Consider the following 25,557-nt stretch of genomic DNA (forward strand, 5'->3'; position numbering starts at 1 on the left):
GATGAACAATATGATTTTGCTGTTGAAACAGCTGGAACGGCAGGGGGTCAAGCTGGCGCTGAACGACAAGGGCCAGCTTATCTCCCAGTCGAGCAAGGAGGCGGTGACGCCGGCCATCGGCGCCACCATCAAGGCCCACAAGGATGAGCTGGTGCGCTGCCTGGCGGCCCGCGCCGCCTTCGAGGCGCCCATTCTTGCGCAACGTGATGCCGAGGGCGCCCGGCAGGGGCCGCTTTCGTCGTCCCAGAGCGGGCTCTGGTTTATCGAGCAGTACGAGGAGGCCTCCCACCTCTACAACATGCCGGTCTATTTTCGCGTCAAAGGAGAGCTGGACACCGCGGCGCTGGAGTTTGCCTTCGACCACCTGTTTGCCCGCCACCCCAGCATGCGCACCCGCTTCATCAAGGACGAGGCGGGCAGGGGGGCCCAGGAGATCCTGCCCCACACGCCCTTCACGCTGCAGATTGAGGATGTGAGCGCAGAGCCCGCTGCCGAGCGCGAGGCCTATGTGGCCCGCCGGGTGCGCGAGGAGATCGGGCGCCCCTTCTCCCTGACCCGGGGGGATCTCAGCCGGGTGCATCTTATTCGGCTCGGCAGCCGCGAGCACGTGCTGCTGATCACTCAGCACCACATCATCTCCGACGGCTGGTCGGTCAAGAACATGTTCGCGGATCTCAAGCGCGCCTTTCTTGCTCATCAGAACCGCGAACCCCTGCAGGTGAGCGAGCTGCCGCTCACCTACATCGACTATGCCCGCTGGTTCAACTCACCGCGTTTCCTCGATTATCACGCCGAGTTCAAGCCGTTCTGGGTCGACCGGCTTGGTGGCAGCCCCGAAGTGCACGGTCTGCCGCTCGACAAGCCGCGCCCGGCCCATCAGGCCAGCGGCGGCGAGCTGGTCTTCTCTACCATCGACAACACGCTGTGGGAGAGCTTCAAGCGCCTCTGTCAGCGTCACAGCACCTCCAACTTCATCGGTCTACACGCCCTGTTCGCCCTGCTGATGGTGCGCCAGAGCGGCGAGAAGGAGGTGGTGATCGGCACCCCGCTCGCCTATCGCGAGCGCCACGAGATCGAGTCCCTGGTGGGCTTTTTCGTCAACACCCTGGTGCTGCGCACTCAACTCAGCGGCAAGCCCAGCTTTGTCGACTATCTGCAGCAGTGCCGGGAGGAAGATCTGGCGGCCTTTGATCACCAGCTCTACCGCTTCGAGGCGCTGGCCGAGGCCATCGGCGCCGATCGCACCACCGCCATCAACCCCATCTTCCAGATCATGCTGGTCTATCAGGCCAAGGTGGACTTCAACGATCTCATCCCTGGTTGCCAGCTGGTGGAGGAGACCTCGCCTGTGCTGCCGGCCAAGACCGACATCTCGGTCAAGGTGACCGAGCTGATGGACTCCGTCAGGGTGGACTGGCTGTTTGCCACCGCCCTGTTCGAGCGAGAGACCATCCAGGCCTACGCCGATCGCCTGCTGCACCTGATGCGCGCCGTGGTGGCGGCCCCCGAGACCGACATCTGGCAGTTGCCGCTGGAGGCGGGCACCGACCAGGCCGCGCTGGCCGCCGAGCTTGCCGACTTGCCGCCGGATTACCCGAGCCGCGACACCCTGCTCTGTCATATCGAGCGGCGCGCTATTCAGTTGTCGGACGCGCTGGCGGTGAGCGACGGCGCGCAATCGTTGACCTATGGCGAGCTGGAGGTGCGTGCCAACCGGCTGGCCTACTGGCTGCAGGCTCAGGGCGTCACCCCGGGCGCCGCCATCGGCATCCAGGCCAGGCGCGATGTGGCCTTTGTCATCGCCCTGCTCGCCTGCTGGAAGGCGGGGGCGGCCTACGTGCCCCTCGACCCTGCCTATCCCGCCGAGCGGCTGGCCCATATCCTCGGAGATGCATCCATCAGCCTGGTGCTGGGGGGCGTGCCGGACCCGCGGCTTGGCGAGGCGCTGGCGGGCACGGTTGCCGCGTATTACGATCTGCACGGGCTGGCGCTGGACAAGATGCCAACCAGCACGCCCGCACTGCCCCGGGACGCCGCCATGTTGGCCCAGATCATCTACACCTCCGGCAGCACCGGCCTGCCCAAGGGGGTCATGGTGGAGCAGGGCAGCCTGGTCAATCTGATGGCGGATCACGGCGAGCGCATCACCCTTGATCAGAATGGCGCCATGTTCAACTGCATGTCCCTCTCGTTTGATGCCGGCAACATGACCAGCCTGCTGCCCCTGTACTGCGGCGCGGCCCTGCACTTCGGCGAGCCGGGCGAGGGGGTGATCGGTGCCGCGATCGCTTGCGGTGCCAGCCATATGATTTTGCCGACCGCCCTGCTCGCGAATCTGCTGCCACCGGCGGATCTCGGTTCCCTCAAGGCCATCGGTTTTGGCGGCGAGGCGTGCCCGAGCAGCCTGGTGGAGCGTTGGGGAGAGCGGGTGGCGCTGTTCAACATGTACGGCCCGACCGAGTGCACCGTCACCGCGCTCTGCGCGCGGCTCAGTCCGGGGGCGCCCATCACCATAGGTCGCCCCGTCAACCACCTGAAGGCGCTGATCCTGGACGAGGCGGGCAACCTCTGCCCGGTGGGGGTCCCCGGCGAGCTCTGCCTGGCGGGGCTGGGGCTGGCCCGCGGCTACCTCAATCTGCCGGCGCGCACTCAGAAGGCCTTTATCGAGCTGGCGCTGGCGGAACGTACCCATCGCCTCTATCGCACCGGCGATCGGGCCCTGCTGCGCCGCGATGGCAACATCCAGTATCTGGGCCGGATAGACGAGCAGATCAAGCTGCGCGGCTATCGCATCGAGCCGGGGGAGATAGAGACCCGGCTTGCCGAATTGTGCCCGGCGATGCGCCAGATCAAGGTGGTGGTGCAGGAGGGGCGCCTGCTGGCGTATGCCTGTTTGCAGGCCGGGGCGAGGGAGCCCGACGGCGACGCCCTGCTGCAGCGGGCCGGCGAGTGCCTGCCTGAATACATGGTGCCGGCGCGCCTCTGCTGGCTGCCCGAGATGCCGCTCACCCCCAACGGCAAGCTGGACTTGCGCCGCCTGCCCGCCATCGTCTGGCAGCAGAGCAAGGGCGAGCCGCAAAACGAACTGGAGCAGACCGTGCTTGCCATCTGGCAAGGGGTGCTCAAGCAACCGCTCGGGGTGGAGGATGACTTCTTCCGCTTAGGCGGTGATTCCATCCTCAGCATCCAGCTCACCACCAGGCTGCGGGATGCGGGGCTGCACTGCAGCGTGAAGGACGTGTTCGAAGCCAAGACGGTGCGCCGCCTCTGCCGCCAGCTCGGCCAGCAGCAGGCGGTCAGCCACAGGAGCGAGCAGGGCAGCCTGACCGGCGAGTTCCCGCTCCACCCCATTCAGCACTGGTTCTTCGAGCAGGGCTTTGCCAAGCCCGGTCACTGGAACCAGGGGGTGATCCTGCGCCTGCCGGCCGGGGTGGACGATGAGACTCTGCGCGGCTGGCTGAATGCCCTGCGCCAGCACCACGATGCCCTGCGTCTGGCGGTGACCCCGACCGGCCAGCGCTACCTGGCCGAACTGCCATTGCCGCCGCTGCCGACCCTGGATGCCGGCAGCCTTGATGAGGCCGAGTTGCAGGCCCGCCTGACCGAACTGCAGGGAGATTTCGACCCTGCCAGCGGCCACACCCTGGCCTGGGCCCGCCTGCGCAATCTCTCCTTGGAGGGCGAGCGGGAGGGCGAGACGGTGGAGGGGCTCTTCCTCGCCTTCCATCACCTGGTGATCGATGCGGTCTCCTGGCGCATCCTGGCCGAGGATCTGGCACGGGTGAGCAGGGGCGAGCCGCTGCCTGCCAAGGGCAGCAGCTATCGCCAGTGGGGCGAGGGGCTTGCGGCCTACGCCAAACGGGAAGAGGAGCAGCTTGGCTTCTGGCTGGCTCAGGGGGAAGGCAGCCAGGGTCACCTGCTGGAAGCGGCGCGCGCCGCCGATGGCCGCGCCGCCGCCAGCCTGCTGCAACTGAGTCAGGAGACCACGGCCCGGCTCATCGACACCGCCAACCAGGCCTACTTCACCCGGGTGCCCGACCTGCTGCTGGCGGCACTGACCCGTACCCTGAGCGAGCAGGGTTACGGCAACCGTCACTGCGTGATGCTGGAAGGACACGGCCGTGAGGCCATCGATGCTGAACTGGACGTGAGCCGTACCCTGGGCTGGTTCACCAGCACCTATCCGCTGGCGCTGGCGGATGCCAAGGAGTGGGATGCGCTGGTGTGCGCCACCAAGGAGCAGCTGCGCGCCGTGCCGGACAAGGGGGTGGGCTTCAACGCCCTGCGGCTGCACCACCCTCGTGGGTCTGAGCTGCCCCAGGCCCTTGTCGTCTTCAACTACCTGGGGGTCAGCCATCAGGGCGAGGCCGCTCAGCCCTGGCAGCCCCTGCCGATGGCACCGGGGGCACCAAGTTCCCCTGACAATCTGCCGCGGGAGCTGGTGAGTCTGCACGGGGGCGTGTTTGATGGCCGCCTCACCCTGCGCCAGGTGGGCGCCCTCAACCAGCAGGCGAGCGACGCCCTGATGGCGCGGCTGGCGGACAACCTGACGGCGCTGGTGGAGCACTGCTGCGCGGTGAAGGCCCCGCGCCATACCCCGAGCGACTTCCCGGGGATCGCTCTCTCGCAAGCCGCGCTCGATCGGGTGCTGAGCGGGCGCGAGGTGGAGACCCTGCTGCCCATGACCTCGCTTCAGCAGAGCATGTTCCATCACAGGGCGCTGCTGCCCCGGGATCACGCCTATCACCTGCAGACCGAGATGGACTATCACCAGCCGCTGGACGTGGCGGTCTACCGTCAGGCCTGGCAGGTGCAGATCGCCCGTTGGCCGGCCCTTCGCAGCGAACTGGTGCTGGCGGACGGGGTGGCGCTGCAGCGCATCTGCAAGCGCGCCGAGTTGCCATTCCACTATGAGGACTTGTCTGAAGTGGGAAATGCAGGGGCACGGGTCCAGGCCTATCGCGAGCAGGATCTGGCCCGCCCGATCCCGCTCGAGCAGGCCCCCCTGCTGCGCCTTGCCTGCTTCAAATTGGCCCCCGATCACCACAAGGTGATCTTCAGCGCCCATCACGGTGTGCTGGATGGCTGGAGCGGTCCCGTGTTGCTGGGTTCCCTGCATCGCGGCTATCAGGCGCTGATGAACGGCCTGCTGCCGCAGATCGAGCCGGATACCGCCTGGCTCGAATTTGGCCGCTATATCGCGAGCCAAGCCCGCAGCGCCGACACCTACTGGCAGGGGCGGGGCGAACTGCTGGCAACGCCCAACGATCTCGCCTGCCTGTTCGGGGTGACGCTGGACGCTGGTTCAAGCGGGCGCCATACCCAGCAGCGACCGGCGGTGTGCGCCACGGCGTTGCCGGCCGAGGTGACGACCTTGCTCGCGCGCCGTGCCCGCGACCTCGGCGTGACCGCGGGCCTGTTGGCCCAATATGCCTGGCACCGTCTGCTGGCACGCCGCTCTGGCGATGCCGTCACCCTGGTGGGCAACGTGACCCCGGGTAGGGATTACCCCATCGAGGGGATCACCGCGAGCGTCGGGCTCTACATCAACAGCCTGCCGCTGGCGCTGGCGTGGTGCACCGAGCTGACCCTGGCCGAGCATATCGCCCGGTTGCAGACCGACCTGATGGCGCTCAATGAGCACGGCACCCAGTCGCTGGCGGCACTGACCAAAGGCCGGGCGCGTCTGTTCCAGAGCCTGTTCGTGTTCGAGAACTACCCCATGCCGGCAACCCCTGCCGCCCCCGAACCCCACCAGCTGGTGCCGCAGTTCGGCACCGTGGTGGAGAAGGTGGAGCTGCCTCTGTCGCTCGTGGTCAGCAACCGGGGCGAGACGCTCCAGCTGCGCCTCGAATTCGACGGCGAGCAGATCCCCGAGGCCCGGGCTGAGGCGGTGCTGGCTGACTGGCTGGCCGAGCTCGGCTGGCTGGCGCAGGCGGATCTGGGCCAGCCGGCCAGAGTGGCGGCGGCCGCGCCGTCCCCAGCGCAAGGGGCTGCCACACCAGCGACAGCCACACCATTGGCCGTCACACAAGTGGCCGCCACCAGGGCGGAGCCCGGCCTGGCTCAGCCGCCGGCCGAGGCCCGCGTTCTGGTGGCCCTGTGGGAGCGCCAGTGCGGCGTGCCCGGCATCTGGCAGCAGACCCTGTGTGAACTCGGGGTGGATTCGGTGCAGCAGCTCGCCCTGCTGGCGGCCCTCAACGAGGCGTTCGCGCAGGATCGGGCGCCACTTACCCTGCAGACGCTCAAGGCCCATCCATCCCCCAGCCGGCTCTATCGGCACTGGCTGGAGCGCCAAACGGAGGCCGCGCTATGACAGTGACCATCAAGCATAAGGCCCCGGCCGTGTCACCCCTGAGAGGCGCCCCCAAGGGGGCGGCCAACCTGGGCGCGCGGCTGGCGGCCTGTCTGGCCGCCACCCCGCTGGCTCCCGCCATCCGTATGGGCGTGGGCATGAGTGTGGAAATGGCAGAGATCCGGGACGGTGCAACCGCAGGGCAGTGGCTTAGCTATGGCGCGCTCAATGCCAGGGTCGGCCAGATTGCCGCCCGCCTGCAGGGGCTGGCGGTGGGGGAGCGGGTCGGTCTCTATCTCTCCCGCAGCCCCGATCTGGTGGCCAGCCTGCTGGCCTGCCTGCGCCTTGGCCTCACCTTCGTGCCCCTTGAGCCGGACTTTCCGGTGGAGCGGCTGCAGGGGATCGCCCGTCAGGCGCGCCTGTCGGCGGTGATCTGCGACGGCGACAGGCCGGCTCCCGCCTTCGGTTGTCCGCTGCGCACCCTCGACGGACCGGCAGCGGCAGGGCCTGTCTCCTGGCCTCAGGTGGATGACGCCCTGGCCGCCTACATGATGTTCACCTCGGGCTCCACCGGCGAGCCCAAGGGGGTGGTCATCAGCCGGCGGGCCCTGCTCTGCTTCCTCGACGGGATCCGCGAGCGGCTCGGGCTCTCACCGAGCTGCCATTGGCTCTTTATCACTACCCCGGCCTTCGACATCTCCCTGCTGGAGATGCTGGGGCCGCTCTGGGGCGGTGGCCGGCTGACGGTGGCCGGCGGCGAGCACAACAAGGATCCGCTGGAGATGCAGGCCTTGCTCGAGGCGGACCCCTCCATCAACTGGCTGCAGGCCACCCCGGCCTGCTGGCGCATGCTGCTTAAAGCGGGCTGGCAGGGGCGCAATACCCTCACCGCCCTGTGCGGCGGCGAGGCACTGGACTCAGGGCTGGCCGAGCAGCTCTGTGCCCGCACCCGGCGGCTGTGGAACTGCTACGGGCCGACCGAGGCCACCGTCTGGTCCCTGGTGAGCGAGGTGCGCTGGCCACCGACTGATGGCCAGATCACCATCGGCCACAGCCTGCCCGGCTATCGTCACTGGGTGCTGGACGAGGCGGGGCAGCCGGTGGCGGAGGGGGAGTGCGGCGAGCTCTGTATCGAGAGCCCGGCCCTGTGCGAGGGTTACTGGCGCAAGCCCGCCCTGACGGCTGCGGCCTTCCTGCGGGTCGATGTCCATCGCCTCTATCGCACCGGCGATCGGGTGCGGCGGCTGGGGGTGGACCGCTTCCTCTATCTGGGGCGGCGCGACGATCAGGTCAAGCTGCGGGGCTTTCGCATCGAGCTCGGGGAGGTGGAAGCGGGGCTGCGCCGCCAGGCCGGGGTGCAGGAGGCGGCGGTGCGTCTGGTGGGCGAGGGGGATGAGGCCATGCTGGTGGGCTATGTGGAGGCCAGGGCCGGGGTGACCCTCAATCGCCTGGCCCTGCGCAAGGGGCTGCAGGCGAGTTTGCCCCACTACATGGTGCCGGCCCGCCTCATACTGCTGGATGCCCTGCCCAAGACCGGCAGCGGCAAACTGGATAGAAAGGCGCTGCCCTTTCCGGAGTAGGCGCCGCACCGCAGATAAAAGGAAGCCCGCAAATGCGGGCTTCCTTGTGGGCGGTCAATCACGCGGACTTATTGGGTGATGGGGGCCGCATCGGGTTTGGCGAGCAGTTGCTCGACGTCGTCGATGATCCTAAGGGCCGCCTGGGGGCCGCCGGTGGAGGTCCACAGCGACCCGTCCACGGCGCCGAAGCGCTTGCCCTTGATGGCGCCGAGCTGCTGGAAGGCCGGGGTCTGCTCGGCCTGCTTCATGGCATCCACCGCATCGCCGCTGGTGCTCAGGGTGCCGATCACCAGCCAGTCGCCGTCCAGCAGGTTGAGGGACTCCAGGCTCAGGGCCGGGGAGTGGGGGCTCTTGTCGCCTATCTGATGGGCAGGGCGAGCCAGCCCCATCTCGGTGACCACGCTGCTGGCGAAGGTGCCGCCGTGCATGTAGCTCGGCCCCTTGGGGTTCCAGCGCACTATGCTCACCTGCTCCCCCTGGTGCTTGGCAAGCTTGCTGCGGGCCTCTGCCAGGCGGGCGTCATACCGGGTGAGGAAGGCCTTGGCCTCGGCACCCCGGTTCATCGCGTCGGCGCTGCGGCCGAACACGGTCTTCCAGGGTTCGCCCCAGTTGCCGGTGACGACGGTGGGGGCTATCTCCTGCAGCAGGGCCAGCAGCTCTGGCTTGGTCTGGCCGGTCAGGATAAGGTCGGGCTCCAGATCGATGAGTTTCTCCAGATTGGGGTTGTCCAGATCCCCGACCACGGCGATCTCCTTGCCCGCCTTGTCCAGCAGATAGCGGGGCAGGGTGGACTGGCCGCGTCCATTGACGGTGCCGACCGGCTGCACCCCCAGGGTCAGGGCGCTGTCGAGATCGAGTTCGCTCAACACGACGACCCGCCGGGGCGTATCGGGGACGGTCTGGGGCTGGCCGTTGGCATCGATGACCTGGCGGCTGCCCGCCTGGGCCTGGAAGCCCGTCAGGCTGGCCAGCATGAGCAAGGTGGCCAGCGGGGAGAAGATCTTCATGGTGACATCCTTATGGGTGAAATCGGTGGGCCGGAGCCTGTGGAAAGTGCCTGAGAGCCGCCCGGCCAGCCCCGAATGGGCGGGGACATGCTACCACAAAGCAAGTGAGAAACGTTGTCATTTGTATTTGTGGCCTGGCCTCGGCTTGTTTTGGTACCATCGCAGGCCCCTGTCAGGAGCCTTTCATGTTGCCTCTTTGTCCCTCACTCGACGGGTCCTTTGTCCGTCAATCCGATACCTTGTGCCTGCCGGGTTTGGAGGCGCTGCCTCTTCATCGGGTCTGTTTCGATCCCGCCGCCTTCTCGTCGGAGTGCTTTGGGGCCCAGGGCATCACCCTGCCTGCTTCATTGCAGGGGGCCGCTCCCAAGCGCCTCGGGGAGTTTCTGGCGGGACGTCTCGCGGCCCGTGAGGCCCTGCGTCCCTTCGGTCTTGCGGGATGCAGCGTGGCCATCGGAGCGGCCCGGGAGCCGCTCTGGCCTGAAGGGGTGGAGGGGAGCATCAGCCATAGCCTGCTTTCGGGGGAGGGGGTGGCACTCTGTGCGGTGCGCCCGGGCAAGGGCGGGCTGGGCCTGGATCTGGAGGCCTGGCTCAATGGCGACCAAGGGGCGCAGCTCTGGCCCGGCATCGTCGATGAGGATGAGTGGGGGCGGCTGGAGGTCGGGGCCCGCGCGCTCGGGCTGGACAGAGCCCGGGGGCTGACCCTGGTGTTTTCCGCCAAGGAGAGCCTGTTCAAGGGGCTCTATCCCAGGGTGGGGCGCTACTTCGACTTTCTGGATGCCCGCTGGTTGGAGATGACGGCACAGACCCTCACCCTCGAGCTTAAGGCTCCTCTTACTCCGACCCTGTCAGTCGGCTGGCGCTGCACCCTGCGCTGGCAGCGGCTGCCGGGAGGCCTGCTTACCCTGCTGGCGCTCTGAATCCGCCAGAACGTCAGACAATAAAAAACCGCCGATGGGCGGTTTTTTATTGTTGGTGTCAGGCGCGCTGCTGGTCCGCCGTGGCTTCGGTGCGCCGGCGCGGCACTATGACAGGGGCGCCATCGCCGGGGGCGTGCAGTATGTCCACATCGGTCTGGTAGAGGCGATCGATGAGGGACTTGGTCACCACCTCCCGGGCCGGGCCCATGGCCTGGATGGCGCCATCCCCCAGCGCGATCAGCTCGTCGCAGTAGCGGGCGGCGGTGGCGAGATCGTGGATGACGATAAGCACCGTCTTCCCCTCGGCGGCGACCCGGTGGATGGCTTCCATCACCTCGGTCTGGTGGCCGATGTCCAGCGCGCTGGTGGGCTCGTCCAGCAAGATGATGTCCGCATTCTGGGCCAGCACCATGGCGAGCCAGACCCGCTGGGCCTGACCGCCGGAGAGCGAGCTGGCGCTCTGGAGCCAGATGGCATCGAGCTGCATCCGCTCCCTAGCCCAGTCCACCATGCGGGCATCTTCCTCGCTCCACTGATTGAACCAGCCCTGATGGGGATGGCGGCCGTATTGCACCAGTTGCTCCACCAGGATACCGGGGGGGACCAGGGGACGCTGGGGCAGATAGGCGAGCTCCCGGGCCAGTGCCTTGGCGCCATAGGCCCCGAGTGGCTTCTCCTTGAGCAGGATCTCCCCGGACCGGGGCTGCTCCTGTCCCGCAAGGAGCTTGAGCAGCGTGGATTTGCCGCCGCCGTTGGGGCCGACGATCCCCACCAGCTTGCCCCGGGGGAGGGAGAAGGAGATCTCCTTGAAGATGGTCTTTTGCGGGTAGCCGAACTGGAGTCGGTTCACGGTGAGCGTCATCGGGCGGCCCTCGGTCTGTGTTGGAAATGGATGAATGCCATGGTCAGTCGGCCTTCTGGCGATCTTTGAGCAGGATGAAGAGCAGCAGCAGGCCGCCGAGAATGCGGGTCATGATGCCGGTGGCCACCTCGTGGGGGCTGGCCAGCACCCGCACCAGGGTGTCGCTCGCGAGCAGCAGCAGGGCGCCGCACAGGGCGGCAATCCAGAGCGGCACGATGCGATCCCGGCTGAGCCAGGAGGCGAGGATGGGGGCGGCCATGGCGATGAAGACCACGGGGCCGCCGATGGCGGTGCCAAGGGCTGCGACTATGATGGCCTGGGCCAGCACCCCGAGCTGGACCCGGTTCACGTTGACCCCGAGGGTGCTGGCCGTCACCGGTCCCAGGCGCAGCACGCCGAGGGAGCGGGAGAGACAGACGGTCCAGGGGCAGATGAGCAGGAGCAGCAGGCTCACCGGCAGCAGGGTGCCATAGCCCTGACCGACGAAGTTGCCCATGTTCCACAGATAGAGGCTGGTGAGGTGCACCAGGGACTGGGTGGACATGACGAACTGGCCGAGGGCGTTCATCAGCTCCGAGACCCCGATGCCGATCACCACGAACAGGTAGCCCTGTTCCCCCGGTTTGTTGCACAGGGCATAGAGCACCGCGGCGGCAAACAGGGCGCCGAAGGGGGCGGCCCACCAGGGCCAGCTGCCCAGGGTCAGATAGAGGGAGAAGATGATGATGGCAAGGGATGCCCCCTCGTTGACCCCGATCATGTCCGGGGTGGCGAGGCGGTTTCGCACCAGGGTCTGCACCAGGCAGCCCGAGAGTCCCATGGCGGCGCCGGCCACCAGCACCGCCAACAGGCGCGGCAGTCGGATCTTGAAGACGGTCACCTGATCGAGTCGGCTTCCCTCCCCGAGCAGGGTCTGGATCACCCCCATCATGGTGATCTTGCCGGAACCCAGGGTCAGGGCCAGCAGGGAGAGCAGCACCAGTGCGACGATCAGCGCGAGGGTGATAAGCCAGGCGCGGCGATCCAGCAGCAGGGTGTGGCTGCCAAGGCGAAGGCAGAGGGTGCCGCTCGGGAGCGAAAGGGAGTTCTTCATGGGCGTGGCACCTTATTTGACGGCCAGCAGGGAACGGAAGCCGCCGCTGCGCACCACCAGGATGAGCACGGGGGCGCCGATGAGCGCCAGGATCACGCCGTTGGGCAGCTCGTAGGGCTGGATCAGCCAGCGCGCCAGCACATCGGCACCGAGCAGAAAGAGCACCCCGAACAGGGCGGAGAAGCGCACCTGGATGGCAAGGCGTACCGGCTCCACCAGGCGGGCGCAGTAGGCGGCGAGGAAGCCGACGAAGCCGATGGGACCGGCGATGGCGATGGCGCAGGCGGTGAACAGGGTCGCGGCCAAGAGCACGCCGATCCGCACCCGGGTGGGACGGATGCCGAGGGCCCTGGACTGGTGATCGCCCATCTGCATCAGGGTGAGGGGGCGGCAGAGCGCCAGGGTCAGCAGCAGGGCGGCCAGGGCGAAGGGGACCACGGTGAGTACCGCTTCCAGGCTGGAGGCGGCAAGGGACCCCAGGTTCCAGAAGCGGAACTGCTCCAGCACCACCCGGTTGGAGAGCAGCAGGAAGTTGGAGAGGCCGCCGAAGGTGGCGGAGAGGGCGACCCCCACCAGGATGAGCTTGAGGGGGTTGGAGCGCCCCACCATGAGGCCGAGGCCCAGCACGACGAGGTTGCCGAGCAGGGCCCCCATGCCGGACCAGAGCAGGTAACCGTAGGCGGATTCGACGCCAAACCAGGTGAGGCCTATCACCAGGGCGAACACGGCGCCGGCGTTGACCCCGAGCAGGCCGGGTTCGGCCAGGGGATTGCGGGTGGCGCTCTGCAGCATGGAGGCGGCGAGCGCGAGACAGACCCCCACCACCAGAGCCGCCAGGGTGCGGGGCAGGCGCAGGGTGTGGACTATCATGGCGAGCTTTTCATCGGCCACCAGGGCGGGATCGCCCAGCAGGAAACCGGCGACCTCGCGGCCACCATAGACACCGGCCCCGGTGGCCAGTGACAGACAAATCAGCAGGAAGAGGAGCAGCACGCCGAGCCAGAACAGCCGAGCTTGGTATCTGAGCACTCAATGACTCCTTGAATTCGGGGAGGCAGAAACGCAAAAAGGGAGCCCCGCGACCGGGGCTCCCGCATACAGGATGGCTTACAGCTTGTAATCGACCCCGGCGTAGACGGTACGCCCTTCCAGGATGAAGTCGGCGTCGGTGGCCACCTCGTCACGCTGGGTGTTGGTGAGGTTGGTGATGCCGAGCTTGAAGTCGAGCGCCGGGGTGACGGTCCAGTTGGTGTTGACGTCCAGGGTCTGGTAGTGCTTGGAGGTGAACGCCTGGGCGTTGCGGGCCGGCACCTTGATCACCTGGCTGCCAACATATTGCCAGGCCAGGTTGGCGCTGACGAGCTCGCTCGCCTGCCAGTCCAGGCCGAGGTTGCCGGTGTGATCCGGGGTCTTGGCCAGATCGTCCCCCGTGCTCCTGTCCACTGAGTCCAGCAGGGTGAAGTTGCCGGTCAGCTTCACGTTGTCCAGCACGTCGACCCAGCCGGTCAGCTCCAGACCCTTGATGCGGGCCTCCTTGACGTTGAGGTAGGTCATCACGGTCGGACGGTAGCCCGGGCCCCACTGATCGCTCTGGATCAGATCCTCGATCTCGTTGTGGAAGCCGGTCACCCCGGCGCCGAAGCGCGCGGCCTCGTAAGCGGTGCCGAGCTCATAGCTGACGGCGGTTTCCGGCTTCAGATCCGGGTTGCCGATCACCTGGCAGGCGCCGCGGCAGGCGGTGGTGGAGAAGCCTTCGCTGGACTGGGCCAGGGTCGGTGCCTTGAACGCCTTGCCGGCGCCACCCTTGATCACCCACTCGTCGGTCAGGGTGTAGAGGGCATAGGCACGGGGGCTGAACTCGGAGCCATAGGTCTCGTGGTGATCCAGACGACCGGAGAGGGTCAGCGCGAGATCGCCGAAGCCGAACTCGTCCTGCAGGTAGACGGCGCTCTGGGTCGCATCCACGCTGCCATTGGCGATGTTGCGGCTGTGCTCCAGCTCGGTCTTGCGCAGCTCGGCGCCCGAGGTGAGCAGGTGATCACCGAGGAAACCGCTGAGCTGACCGTCCACCGTGTTGTTGGTCTGGGTGATGTCGGCGGCGCCGCCATTGAGCTGGGAGTCGTCCATCAGATCGGTCTGCTCGAAGTAGTAACGAGCCCGGCTGTCGAAGTGCTCCCAACGGCCGTTGTGGGTCAGCCCCAGGCTCAGGCGATCGAGCTTCTGTACGTTGTGCGGGGTGGCCGGTGCGGTCGGGGCGCGCGGCACGTTGTTGAAGTAGCTGTCCATGTCGTTCTGGTTGTAACCCAGATCGAAGTCGATGTCCTGGTTGTCCGCCACCAGCCACTTCAGGCTGGTCAGCACGTTGACCACCTCGCGTTTCTCCAGGGCGTCGGCGTCCGGGTTGTTGGACTGATCGCTCTTCCAGTTGTCGCGCTGATACCCTTCCACCACCACGCTGCCCAGCAGCTTGTTGTCGATGAGGGCGCCGGAGACGAAGGCGCTGCCCTGGTTGGCATCGCCGCCTTCCCCCTTGGTGGGCATGCTGTGGGTGTAACCCACGGCGGCTTCCGTCTTCTCCTTGGCCTGGCGCAGGATCACGTTGACCACGCCCCCCAGGGCATCGGCCCCGTACAGGGAGGAGACGGGACCGCGGATCACCTCGATGCGCTCGATGGCGGCCATGGGGATGGAGCTCAGGTCGAAGTCGTTGCCGTAGGCGCTGCCCAGGGTCTCGCGGGCGTTGACCCGTTTGCCGTTGATCAACAGCAGGGTGTAGTCGCCGCCCATGCCGCGGATCTTGATCTCGTTGCGACCCGTGGGGTTGGTGGCGATGATGTTGACGCCGGGCACGTGCTTGAGGGCATCGCCGATGTTGTTGACGTTCATCTTGTCCAGATCGGCACGGGTCACCACTGAGACGCTGGCCGGGGCGGTCAGCTCGGTGTGCTGGGTCTGGGTGGCGGTGACCACCACAGTCTCGTTGGCCTTGACCGACTCGGCCTGGGCGAGGCCCGGCAGAGCGATAAGGCCGAGGGAGAGCAGGATGGGGTTCAATTTAAACGGGCCGTGCTGCAACTGCATTGTCAAAAACTCCATGAATAAAACCGAGGTTATGGGGTCCGGATTCTTCTGATCCGGTGCTCACTGACTTCCTTGTCTGGCAGTGCCAGAGGCAGGATTATTGTTATCTCTTGTGCTCTTCAGGCTCCGGATGAGGAGCCAGACGCCGGCGCAGGCCAGGAGGCCGCAGGCGATGTTGATCCAGGCCAGGGTGGCGAAGTCGTGCAGGGCGCCCCGTTCGTCGGAGACCAGGTATCTGGCGGAGAGCAGGCTGCCGAGCCCGGCCGCCACATTGGTGACCGTGCCCTGGAAAGACATGAAGGCGGCGCGCTGATGGGGCGCCGGAATGGCCGCCGTGACCGCGAGGGTGGTACTGGCGCGGGCCGAGCTCAGCGCCATGAAGAGGGTAAACAGCAGATAAACGGGCAGGCCTGCCGGCAGGGCGAAGCCCAGCAGGGTGACCAGGGCCAGCAGCAGGCTGGTGAGCAGGATGGCCCACTGGGCGCGGCCGCGGTCAATCCAGCCGCCGCACAGGCGCATGGTGGCCATGCTGGCGAGGCCGCCGCACAGATAGAGGGCCGCGATCTGCTCGCGCGGGAAACCCAGATTGAACTGGAAGTAGTTCGCGAAGTGCGGGATCAGCAGGAAGTGGCCGAACATCTGCAAACAGAGAATGCACAGCGCCCCCTGGCAGAGCGGCGACCCCAGCAACTGGCGCACGCCCTGGCCTGCCGGGGCGCGGGTGACCGGCAGGGACGGCAGCAGCCGGGCGCACAGCAGGGCCAGCAGCAGGCCGCTGGCGCCAAACAGCAGGAAGGGGCTCTGCCAGCCGAGCCACTGGGCCAGCACCAGGGCAGCGGGCACGATCAGGATGGCGGCCAGGGAGAACGCCATGCCCACGTAGGCGAGGCGGCGTCCGCGATCCCTTGGGGGCACCAGATCCAGCACCGCCGCCATCAGGATGGCGGAGAGCGGGCCCGCCACGCAGCCGGACAGGATAAAGAGCAGCAGCAGGGTCTGGCTATCCTCGGCCAGGGCGCAGGCCATCAGCAGCAGGAAGCGCAGCGTCAGCAACAGGATCAGGGCGGGTTTGCGATTGACCCGATCCAGCCAGGGGGCGGCCAGGAGCCCCATCAGGGCGGCCGCCAGGGTGGCGCCGCCGCTGAAGTCACCGGTCTGCTCCGGCGCCATGCCGAGACTCGTCACCAGATCCGGCCCAAGGGGCATCACCATCATCATGCTGCCCATGGAGAGCATGTTGATGAGCAGGGCCAGATGGATGGCAGCAGGGGTGGAGACGACGGGTTCTGGCTTCATCAGAGGCTGACTCGAAAAAATGAGTCCGAATTGTATCCGAGGGTTTTTGATGTGACAACAAATGATAACCATTTTTATTTGTATTGAGCGGTCTCTCAATGAGTCTTTGTGAAGGAGGTTCCCGCCATCCGGCGGGAGTCTGGACGAGCACGTTCATTGCAATCGGGGCGCCATGGCCCATGATGGCAGGAGTGATGGATGCGAGGGGAAGGCGATGACGAGAGTGTGGTTATATGGGGTGCTCGGGTGCTGCTGGCTCTGGGCCCAGCCCCTGCGGGCCGAGGTCAAGGTGATCCCGGTGTTTGAGGCGCAGGCCATGGTGCAGACGCTGAAGGAGATCTACCCGGATCTCGGGGTGAGCGCCATGGGCAACCAGCTGGTGCTGAGCGGCAGCGCGGCCCGGTTGCAGGAGGCCGAGGCAACCCTGGCCCAGCTCAACCAGCCCCCCCAGAGCCTGCTGATCGAGTGGCGGGTGGATGGCGCCTCGAGCAGCCGGCAACTGGGAGTGGGTGTTGGCAATGACAATGCCAGACGAGAGTGGCTGGTGGAGGGCGGCGCCCAGGATTACCAGCGCACCCAGCAGGACAACTGGCAGGTACGCGGCCTCTCCGGGCGGCCCGTGCTGCTGCAGATGGGCTCCTATCAGCCGGTCACCTTCTACCGGTGGCAGGGGGGGAGGGTGGTGGCCATGATGCCGCTGGTGAACGGCCTCTACGCCACCGCGACCCTGATAGGGGAGAGGGTGCAGGTGGCGCTCAGCAGCGAGCAGGCTCGCCTGGAGAGAGGGGATATCAAGACAGGTCAGAGTGCCACCGAGGTGAGCGGCGTGCCGGGCGAGTGGCTGACGGTGGGAGAGCTCTCTACCACCCAGGGAAACCAGGGGGCCGCGATCGCCAATCCATCAGGCATAAACACGGCCAGCGGCAGCGAGCGCCAGACCCTGCAGATCCGGGTCACCCGTCAATGAGGCTGATCCACGGCGTAATCCCGCAACTGGCGGCTCTTTAGCAGATACCAGAGCGCCCAGAGGCTGGCGATCAGCACCAGGGCGGTGGGCCAGCTGAACGACCACTGCTGCAGGTTGAGGCTGTGCAACTGCATCACCAGGCCGCTCGCGGTGGAGCAGAGCAACAGGGCGCGGCTGTGGCGCCTGAGCCAGGCGCGCGGGCTTCGGGTCTGGCGATAGGTGCCGCCGCAGGCGAGCAGCGTCAGCATGGCGGGCAGGTCGGTGAGCAGGCTGAGATAGAGGGTGATCCTGTCCGGGTAGAAGAGGGTCAGGATGGCGCTGCCGCTCTCCCGGGTGACGCCGGCCATCAGAAACAGCCAGACCGAGCGGGTCAGCAGCAGGGCGATGGGCCAGAACCAGAGCGGCGGGCGCAACTGGCCGTGATCGTCGTAGCGGTGTTCGGGGTAGAGGGTCATAAGGCCCGTTCCGGGGTTGAACTATTGATGCAGGGGATATGGGGCGGGGGTCTGCCCTTTGCAAGGCGGGGGAATTAATCGGGGGGCCCTGCCCCCCAATCCACGTCTCTCTTGTCCGGTGCCCGGATGGCCGTTACAGCCAGCCCTTGCGCTTGAAGAAGAGGCCGGTGCCGAGGGACGACATCACCATCAGCACCAGGGACATCGCGTAGCCATACTCCCAGGCGAGTTCCGGCATGCGGCCGAAGTTCATGCCGTAGATGCTGGCGATCAGGGTCGGCGGCAGGAAGATGACGGCGGCTACCGAGAAGATCTTGATCACCTTGTTCTGCTCCAGGTTGGTCACCCCCATGGAGGCCTCCAGCTGGAAGTTGATCTTGTCGAACAGGAACTGGGTGTGGGGCAGCAGGGACTCCACGTCGTGCAGCATCTCGTCGATCCACTTGTTCTGCTCGCTCGTCATGCGCTGGCGCAGGCTGCGTTTGAGGAAGCGCAGGGCGCGGCGGGTATCGTGCAGGGAGAGGCGGATCTGGCCGTTGGCCTCTTCCTGGGCCATCAACTCCTTGAGCATGGGGTTGATCTGGTCCGGTTCGAAGATCTGATCGGCGGTGTTTTCCAGGGTCTTGTACCCATCTTCGATGAGATCGGAGAGATATTCGACCTTGAGGTTCTGCACCTCCAGCAGGATGTCCAGGGCATCTTCGACTTCCAGCCTGTCCTGGCGCATGTAGTGGCGCAGCAGGCGCACCAGACCGATGTCATCCTCGCGGATGCTGATCAGCAGGTTGTTGCGCAGGGTAAAGGAGACGTGCACACCCTTGGTGTCGCGGCCGATGCGCTGGGGGAACAGGGAGTGAATGTGCAGACCGTCGGTGTCCCAGTAGAAACGGGCGGACGCCTCGATGTCATCCAGCTCTTCCTTGTCGGGGACCTCTTCCAGGAACAGGCCCGTCAACCATTCTCGCTCCGCTGTATCCGGCTTGTAGGCATCCAGCCAGACGGTGTTGTCGGGGACGATGTCGTCCGGTCCGAGCGTGACTATGTCCAGCACCTTGTTGTTGAGAATGTAGGCGGTGATCATCTGTCCCCCCTTAAGAAGTCATGGGTAATCAGGGATGGTTGCACAGGTTCATGCGGCCTTAGATCGCACGGAAAGCGATCCCATGAAATAGCATAACGAGGCCGATGGACAACCTGAATGCGGCGAACTATACAGGGGCGGGCCCCGCTTGTCAGGGCCTATTCATCGGGGGTTCAGCCTGTTTGCTCAAAAAAGCGGCGAGGTCGGAGCAGCGGATCCGGCCGCGAAAGCGGGGATCCTGGCGCCGCCCTTTCCCATCCCCCATGGGGGAGGTTGAGCCGTCTTCTTGTGGGTTGTGGGGCGTCCCAGCCGCAAAGGGGCCGCAGGCGGTACATCCTCAAGGCCGCCGGCTTCCTCGCATATCGGGATAGTGGGGCCCCGAGCCCCCTGGGGCGGGCCGGGACTGTATTCTGGTACCGAGCATCCCGGATATAGCGGGTCTCCTCACATATTGGGATAGTTGGGCCCCGAGCCCCCCTGAGGCGGGGTCCAGACGATGTTCTGACTGGGGTCCTTGATGTCGCAGGTCTTGCAGTGGATACAGTTGGCTGCGTTGATCTGCAGCCTTGGCCGGGTCTCTTCATCCAGGATCTCGAAGACGCCGGCCGGGCAGTAGCGCTGGGCGGGTTCGGCCCAGGTGGGCAGGTTGACCTCGACCGGAATGCGCGCGTCCTGGAGCCTCAGGTGGCAGGGTTGATCCTCGTCGTGGCGGGTGTTGGAGAGATAAACGGAAGAGAGCTTGTCGAAGCTGAGCCGCCCGTCCGGCTTGGGATAGTCGATGGGCTGGCAGCGTCCCGCCAGGCGCAGCTGGCGGTAGTCCGGCTCCCGATCCTTCAGGGTGAAGGGGGAATTGCGAGCAAAGAGGCGCTGCTCCAGCCAGTTGAAGGCGCCGCCCAGCCAGGGGCCGAAGCGGTGCAGGGCGGCGCCGAAGTTGCGGGCTGAGATCAGCTCCCTGGCCAGCCAGCTCTGTTGCAGCGCGTCCTGATACTCGGCCAGATCCCGCCCCCCTTCATCGCCCCCGCGCAGGGCCATGGCGACCGTGCTGGCCGCCAACATGCCGGACTTCATGGCGGTGTGGATCCCCTTGATGCGGGAGAAATCCAGGGTGCCGGCGTCGCAGCCGATGAGCAGGCCGCCGGGGAAGTGCATGCGCGGCAAGGAGTGCCAGCCCCCCTTGGCGATGGCGCGGGCACCGTAGCTGATGCGCTCGCCCCCCTGCAGGGTCTGCGCGATGAGCGGGTGGTGCTTGAGGCGCTGGAACTCGTCGAAGGGGCTGAGCCAGGGATTCTGGTAGTTGAGATCGACGATAAGGCCGACCGCCACCTGATCCTGGGCCAGATGATAGAGATAAAAGCCCCCCTGGCTCTTGCTGCCCTTCCCCTCGCCGAGCGGCCAGCCGCTGCCGTGCAGCACCCGGCCCGGGTGGGACTGCCCCGCCGGCACCTGCCACAACTCCTTGAAGCCGATGGCGTAATGTTGCGGCTGGATCCTGCTCTCCAGGTTGAACGCGTCGATCAACTGCTTGCCGAGGTGGCCGCGGGCCCCCTCGGCGAACAGGGTGTAGCGGCCATATAGCGCCATGCCGGGCACGTGATCCCCCTTGGGGTTGCCCTCCCGATCCAGCCCGAGATCACCGGTGATCACGCCTCTCACCCTTCCCGCCTCCAGAATGAGCTCGCTCGCGGCGAAGCCCGGGTAGATCTCCACCCCCAGGGCCTCGGCCTGTTTGCCGAGCCAGCGGCAGAGGTTGCCGAGGCTGATGATGTGGCTGCCGTCGTTGTGCATGCGCGGCGGCACCGCCCAGTGGGGCAGTTGCAGGGCGCGGCTGTCGCTTTGCAGCAGGTGCACCTGATCGTCGTTGACCTCGACTCCGAGCGGAGCCTGTTGCCACGTATCCGGCAGCAGCTCCTTGAGGGCGACGGGGTCGAACAGGGCGCCGGAGATCAGATGGGCGCCGATCTCGGCCCCCTTCTCCAGCAGGCAGACCGAGAGGGCCGGGGCCTGCTGCTTCAGTGCGATGGCGGCACTCAGGCCTGCCGGGCCGCCACCGACGATGACGACATCAAATTCCATTGCTTCGCGTTCCATCTTGCCTCTGCACTCGACTTGGCCTAGGGTAGTGCTGGTAGTTTACGTAAACGTAAACCACTTTGTCAGCAGAAAAGTGAGTGACGACAAGGTGGACCCACACAACAGGCACGAGGGATGACCGCCATGAAGCTGCTGGTCGCAGTCAAACGGGTCGTTGATTACAACGTCAGGATCCGGGTCAAGGGCGATGGCTCCGATGTGGAGCTCGCCAATGTGAAGATGGGTATGAACCCGTTTTGTGAAATCGCGGTGGAGGAGGGGGTCAGGCTGCGGGAAGCCGGGGTGGCGAGCGAGCTGGTGGTGGTGACCTTGGGCCCCGAGGCCGCGGCCGAACAGCTGCGCCACGCCCTGGCCCTAGGGGCGGATCGGGCGCTGCACTATGTGACCGACGAGACCCTGACCCCGCTCACCGTGGCCAGGGCGCTGCAACAGGTGTGCGAGCAGGAGCAGCCCGGTCTGGTGCTGCTCGGCAAGCAGTCCATCGATTCGGACAACAACCAGGTGGGCCAGATGCTCTCGGCCCTGTGCGACTGGCCGCTCGCCACCTTCGCCTCCGCCGTCAGGCTGGTGGAGGGGGAGTTGCAGGTGACCCGCGAGATCGACGGTGGCCTCGAGACCCTCGGCATGGGGCTGCCAGCCGTGGTGACCGTGGATCTGCGCCTCAACGAGCCGCGCTTTGCCTCGCTCCCCAACATCATGAAGGCGAAGCGCAAGCCGCTGGAGAGCCAGCCGTTTGCCGCCCTCGGGGTGGTGCCGGCCGGCCAGACCCGGCAGCTGGGGGTGATGGCGCCGCCGGTGCGCCGTGCCGGCATCAAGGTGGGCTCGGTGGACGAGCTGCTGGACAAGCTCAAGCACGAAGCCGGTGTGCTCTGATGGGCGGAGTAGGGATGCCTCCCGCAGGCCAGGGCGCCGTGCGTGGGGCAAGGGCCCCGGGGAGCGAGAGATCGATGGATGACATTAAGGTGCTGCCATGAGCGTACTTGTGATTGCGGAACATCATCAGGGGCGGATCGCCGACAACCTGGCCCAGCTGGTCACGGCGGCGGGCCTGCTGGGGGGCGAGGTGCATCTTCTGCTGCTGGGGCAGGGGCTGACGGAGGCGGGCGAGCAGGCTGCCGCCCTCACGGGGGTGAGCCGGGTGCTGCTGGCCGAGCACCCCATGCTGGCTGAGGAGTTGAACGACGGGGTCGACAAGCTGCTGGCCAGCGTGGTGAAGGACTACCAGCACTGCCTGATGGCGGCCAGCAGCCAGGGCAAGGATCTGCTGCCGCGGGTGGCGGCGCGGCTCGGCGTCGAGATGATCGCCGAGGTGATCGGCATCGAGGGGCCCGATACCTTCCTGCGCCCCATCTATGCGGGCAACGCCGTTGCCCGGGTGGCGAGTAGTGCCCCCGTCAAGGTGCTCACCGTGCGGCCCACCGCCTTCGCCAAGGCCGGGCCCGGCGGCGGTCACGCCGTGATAGAGCGTCTGCCGGTGACCGAGGTGTGCTGCCGTACCCGCCTCATCGAGCGGCGTGCGGTGCGCTCGGCACGGCCCGAGCTCGGGGCGGCCCGGGTGGTGGTCTCCGGCGGGCGGGCGCTCGGCTCCAGGGAGCAGTTTGCCCTTATCGACGCCCTGGCGGACAAGCTGGGGGCCGCGGTCGGGGCGTCGCGGGCGGCGGTGGATGCGGGTTATGTCTCCAACGACCTGCAGGTGGGACAGACCGGCAAGGTGGTGGCCCCCGAGCTCTATATCGCGGTGGGCATCTCGGGCGCCATCCAGCATCTGGCGGGGATGAAGGAGTCCAAGGTGATCGTCGCCATCAACAAGGATGCCGAGGCCCCCATCTTCCAGGTGGCGGACTACGGCCTGGTGGGGGATCTCTTCACCCTGCTGCCGGAGCTCACCGCCAAGCTGTAAATCTGTCGACGCGGGCGGGAGGCGTCAATGGTGCGCGCTTGCTCCCATATCCACGCATGTTCTCTGCAAGCCCTGACTCGTTCAGGGCTTTTTTCTGGTCGGTGCCCGGCGGCGCGGGGGCAAAAGCTTGCGCCGGATCCCAAAAAGCCTTTGCCCCCACGGGGGCCTGTCGTGTAAAAACGTTCGAGTCATCGATCACTCTCATCCACTCACGGAAAGCGTCATGAGCAAACAGATTTACAACTTCTGCGCCGGCCCCGCCATGCTGCCGGTTGAAGTCATGGAGCGCGCCCAGCGCGAATTTTGTAATTTCCAGGGGCTGGGAGCCTCGGTCATGGAGCTGTCCCACCGTGGCAAGCCCTATATGGCGGTCGCCGAGAAGGCCGAAGCGGACCTGCGCGACCTGCTGTCCGTGCCGGACAACTACAAGGTGCTCTTCATGCACGGCGGCGGCCGGGGCCAGTTTTCCGCCGTGCCCATGAACCTGCTGGGGGGCGCCAACAAGAAGGCGGATTACCTGGTGACCGGCGTCTGGGCCCAGAGCGCCGTGGATGAAGCCCAGAAATATGGCGACATCCAGACCTTCCAGGGGGTGGCCAAGAACGAGCAGGGGGTGTCCCACCTGCTGCCGACGCCGGCGTTTCGCACCGATGCCGCCTATGTGCACTACTGCCCGAACGAAACCATCGACGGCATCGAGATGTTCGACATCCCGGCCACCGGCGATGTGCCCCTGGTGGCGGATCTCTCCTCCACCATTCTCTCCCGTCCCCTCGACGTGAGCCGCTTCGGCATCCTCTATGCCGGCGCCCAGAAGAACATCGGCCCCTCGGGCCTGGCCATCGCCATAGTACGGGACGATCTGCTGAACCAGGCCCGCGCCGACGTGCCCTCTGTCTTCGACTACCGGCTCACCGCCAAGCACGACTCCATGTTCAACACACCGCCCACCTACGCCTGGTATCTGGCCGGCCTGGTGTTCGAGTGGCTCAAGGAGCAGGGTGGGCTTGAAGCGATGGAGGCGCGCAACAAGGAGAAGGCCGACTTCCTCTACGGCTACCTGGATCAGTCCAGCTTCTATGGCAACAAGGTGGATGCGGCCTGCCGCTCCCGCATGAACGTGCCGTTCCAGCTCAAGAACGAGGCCCTGGACGGACTCTTCCTGGCCGAATCTGAGGCCGCCGGCCTGCTGGCGCTCAAGGGGCACCGCATCGTCGGTGGCATGCGTGCCAGCCTGTACAACGCCATGCCGCTGGAAGGGGTCAAGGCCCTGGTGAGCTTCATGGATGACTTCGCCAAGCGCCACGGCTGAGGCGTGTTTCCCCGATAGCATTGACGCCGGGAATGCCCGGCGTCTGTTTTTCCAGAAGATCCTGACCGCCGGCGTTCTCGTCCCGGTTTTGTGCCGCCGCCGGTCTTGCCGCGCGGGGCGCGGGCTGCTAACGTCCGGTCAGGTGATTTACTTGAGATCGTACAGGAAGTCTATGAATTCGTTGCGTTTGGAACCCATTTCTAGCGTGGCCGGGGTGGTCAATCTGCCCGGCTCCAAGAGCGTGTCCAACCGGGCCCTGCTGCTGGCAGCCCTGGCCCGTGGCACCACCCGGCTCACCAACCTGCTCGACAGCGACGACATCCGCCACATGCTGGCGGCGCTGACCCAGCTTGGCGTGAAGTACAAGCTCTCCGCCGACAAGACGGAGTGCACAGTGCACGGTCTGGGTCGCAGCTTCGCCGTGAAGGAGCCGGTCAATCTGTTCCTCGGCAACGCCGGCACCGCCATGCGTCCGCTGTGCGCCGCCCTGTGTCTGGGCTCCGGCGAATACACCCTGGGCGGCGAGCCACGCATGGAAGAGCGCCCCATCGGTCATCTGGTGGATGCCCTGCGCGAAGCGGGCGCCCACATCCAGTACCTGAAGAAAGACGGCTATCCGCCCCTGGTGGTGGATGCCAAGGGGCTCTGGGGCGGCGACGTCCACGTCGACGGCTCCGTCTCCAGCCAGTTCCTGACGGCGTTTTTGATGGCGGCCCCCATGGCGGCCGGCGACACCCGTATCCACATCAAGGGGGAGCTGGTCTCCAAGCCCTACATCGATATAACCCTGCACATCATGAAGCAGTTCGGGGTGGTCATCGAGCACGACGACTACAAGGTGTTCTACATCAAGGGCAACCAGAGCTATGTCAGCCCCGGTGACTTCCTGGTGGAAGGGGATGCCTCCAGCGCCTCCTACTTCCTCGCGGCGGGGGCCATCAAGGGCAAGGTGCGGGTCACCGGCATCGGCAAGCACAGCATCCAGGGGGACATCCACTTCGCCGACGTGCTGGAGAAGATGGGCGCCCGCATCACCTGGGGCGACGACTTCATCGAGGCCGAGCAGGGCGAGCTGCACGGCATCGACATGGACATGAACCACATCCCGGATGCGGCCATGACCATCGCCACCACGGCGCTGTTCGCCAAGGGCACTACCACCATCCGCAACATCTACAACTGGCGCGTGAAGGAGACGGATCGCCTGCACGCCATGGCCACCGAGCTGCGCAAGCTGGGCGTGGAGGTGGAGGAGGGGCACGACTTCATCACCGTCACCCCGCCAGAGCAGCTCAAGCACGCGGCCATCGACACCTACAACGATCACCGCATCGCCATGTGCTTCTCCCTGGTGGCCCTGTCGGACACCCCGGTCACCATCAACGATCCGGGTTGTACCTCCAAGACCTTCCCGGATTACTTCGACAAGCTGGCCAGCGTCAGTCAGGCCGTTTAAGCCCGTCGGGCCCGCCTTGGTGCGGGCCTTTTCGTTTCTGCTCCCCGCCAGCCTCCCGCCTTTAGCAGCATTGATAAAACTTGCAAGGTTACGTAATAAAATTCTTTATCATGGAATGTAATTTTCTATTTACACCGACACGGCACAGGGCTAGATTGAGATCT

The 25,557-nt window shown here is 66.2% G+C and carries 17 protein-coding genes; 8 read left to right on the top strand and 9 right to left on the bottom strand.

Annotated elements, in window-relative coordinates:
- The first annotated feature begins 1 nt into the window (after position 1).
- On the top strand, positions 2 to 6,316 hold the full coding sequence (gene amoG / locus R2B70_RS08175; RefSeq protein ID WP_318163105.1) for an amonabactin biosynthesis non-ribosomal peptide synthetase AmoG: 6,315 nt from the start codon (positions 2 to 4) through the stop codon (positions 6,314 to 6,316).
- Complete coding sequence (gene amoH / locus R2B70_RS08180) at positions 6,313 to 7,875, top strand: amonabactin biosynthesis glycine adenylation protein AmoH (RefSeq protein ID WP_318163106.1); 1,563 nt, start codon at positions 6,313 to 6,315, stop codon at positions 7,873 to 7,875. Before amoG ends, amoH begins: the two co-directional genes overlap by 4 nt.
- A 68-nt stretch (positions 7,876 to 7,943) precedes the next feature.
- Here amoH and R2B70_RS08185 read toward each other — a convergent pair whose 3' ends face one another.
- A complete protein-coding gene (locus tag R2B70_RS08185) occupies positions 7,944 to 8,882 on the bottom strand; it encodes an iron-siderophore ABC transporter substrate-binding protein (protein ID WP_318163107.1) in 939 nt (312 codons plus the stop codon).
- Positions 8,883 to 9,067: 185 nt separating this feature from the next.
- Here R2B70_RS08185 and R2B70_RS08190 point away from each other — a divergent pair, with 185 nt between their 5' ends.
- Complete coding sequence (locus R2B70_RS08190; protein WP_318163108.1) at positions 9,068 to 9,799, top strand: 4'-phosphopantetheinyl transferase family protein; 732 nt, start codon at positions 9,068 to 9,070, stop codon at positions 9,797 to 9,799.
- Positions 9,800 to 9,857: 58 nt separating this feature from the next.
- On the opposite strand, the gene R2B70_RS08195 is transcribed toward R2B70_RS08190, so the two are convergent.
- The 5 genes from R2B70_RS08195 to R2B70_RS08215 form a co-directional block, all read right to left on the bottom strand.
- Entirely contained in the window at positions 9,858 to 10,661 is an 804-nt protein-coding gene (locus R2B70_RS08195) for an ABC transporter ATP-binding protein (protein WP_318163109.1), read from the bottom strand.
- A gap of 43 nt (positions 10,662 to 10,704) precedes the next feature.
- Complete coding sequence (locus R2B70_RS08200; RefSeq protein WP_318163110.1) at positions 10,705 to 11,754, bottom strand: amonabactin ABC transporter permease subunit 1; 1,050 nt, start codon at positions 11,752 to 11,754, stop codon at positions 10,705 to 10,707.
- Positions 11,755 to 11,766: 12 nt separating this feature from the next.
- Positions 11,767 to 12,783: an amonabactin ABC transporter permease subunit 2 gene (locus tag R2B70_RS08205; protein WP_318163111.1), complete on the bottom strand. Its 1,017-nt coding sequence runs from the start codon at positions 12,781 to 12,783 to the stop codon at positions 11,767 to 11,769.
- A gap of 78 nt (positions 12,784 to 12,861) precedes the next feature.
- Entirely contained in the window at positions 12,862 to 14,835 is a 1,974-nt protein-coding gene (locus tag R2B70_RS08210; protein ID WP_318163331.1) for a siderophore amonabactin TonB-dependent receptor, read from the bottom strand.
- A gap of 60 nt (positions 14,836 to 14,895) precedes the next feature.
- Positions 14,896 to 16,131 carry an MFS transporter gene (locus R2B70_RS08215; protein ID WP_318163112.1) on the bottom strand — a complete coding sequence of 412 codons (1,236 nt, stop codon included), beginning with the start codon at positions 16,129 to 16,131 and terminating at the stop codon, positions 14,896 to 14,898.
- A gap of 214 nt (positions 16,132 to 16,345) precedes the next feature.
- On the opposite strand from R2B70_RS08215, the gene R2B70_RS08220 reads away from it, so the two are divergent.
- Positions 16,346 to 17,098, top strand: a complete 753-nt coding sequence (locus tag R2B70_RS08220) for a hypothetical protein (RefSeq protein ID WP_318163113.1) — start codon at positions 16,346 to 16,348, stop codon at positions 17,096 to 17,098.
- On the opposite strand, the gene R2B70_RS08225 is transcribed toward R2B70_RS08220, so the two are convergent.
- The 3 genes from R2B70_RS08225 to R2B70_RS08235 form a co-directional block, all read right to left on the bottom strand.
- Positions 17,092 to 17,553, bottom strand: coding sequence for a DUF2919 domain-containing protein (locus R2B70_RS08225; protein WP_318163114.1), 462 nt, complete (start codon positions 17,551 to 17,553; stop codon positions 17,092 to 17,094). The two genes, R2B70_RS08220 and R2B70_RS08225, sit on opposite strands and share 7 nt — an antisense overlap.
- 133 nt (positions 17,554 to 17,686) lie before the next feature.
- Positions 17,687 to 18,634 (bottom strand): magnesium/cobalt transporter CorA, encoded by a 948-nt coding sequence (gene corA, locus R2B70_RS08230; protein ID WP_042075357.1) that lies wholly within the window; start codon positions 18,632 to 18,634, stop codon positions 17,687 to 17,689.
- 444 nt (positions 18,635 to 19,078) lie between these two features.
- On the bottom strand, positions 19,079 to 20,722 hold the full coding sequence (locus R2B70_RS08235) for an electron transfer flavoprotein-ubiquinone oxidoreductase (RefSeq protein ID WP_318163115.1): 1,644 nt from the start codon (positions 20,720 to 20,722) through the stop codon (positions 19,079 to 19,081).
- A gap of 126 nt (positions 20,723 to 20,848) precedes the next feature.
- On the opposite strand from R2B70_RS08235, the gene R2B70_RS08240 reads away from it, so the two are divergent.
- From R2B70_RS08240 to aroA, 4 genes are all read left to right on the top strand, one after another.
- The gene (locus tag R2B70_RS08240) at positions 20,849 to 21,598 is read left to right on the top strand and encodes an electron transfer flavoprotein subunit beta/FixA family protein (protein ID WP_318163116.1); all 750 of its coding nucleotides are present in this window, start codon (positions 20,849 to 20,851) and stop codon (positions 21,596 to 21,598) included.
- 97 nt (positions 21,599 to 21,695) lie between these two features.
- Positions 21,696 to 22,625, top strand: coding sequence for an electron transfer flavoprotein subunit alpha/FixB family protein (locus R2B70_RS08245; protein WP_318163117.1), 930 nt, complete (start codon positions 21,696 to 21,698; stop codon positions 22,623 to 22,625).
- A 223-nt stretch (positions 22,626 to 22,848) separates the two neighbouring features.
- Positions 22,849 to 23,937: a 3-phosphoserine/phosphohydroxythreonine transaminase gene (gene serC, locus R2B70_RS08250; RefSeq protein WP_318163118.1), complete on the top strand. Its 1,089-nt coding sequence runs from the start codon at positions 22,849 to 22,851 to the stop codon at positions 23,935 to 23,937.
- A 172-nt stretch (positions 23,938 to 24,109) separates the two neighbouring features.
- A complete protein-coding gene (gene aroA / locus R2B70_RS08255; protein ID WP_209791947.1) occupies positions 24,110 to 25,393 on the top strand; it encodes a 3-phosphoshikimate 1-carboxyvinyltransferase in 1,284 nt (427 codons plus the stop codon).
- Positions 25,394 to 25,557 lie beyond the last annotated feature (164 nt).

The organism is Aeromonas sp. XH (genome assembly GCF_033348475.1).
GTDB classification, from domain to species: Bacteria; Pseudomonadota; Gammaproteobacteria; order Enterobacterales; family Aeromonadaceae; genus Aeromonas; species Aeromonas sanarellii.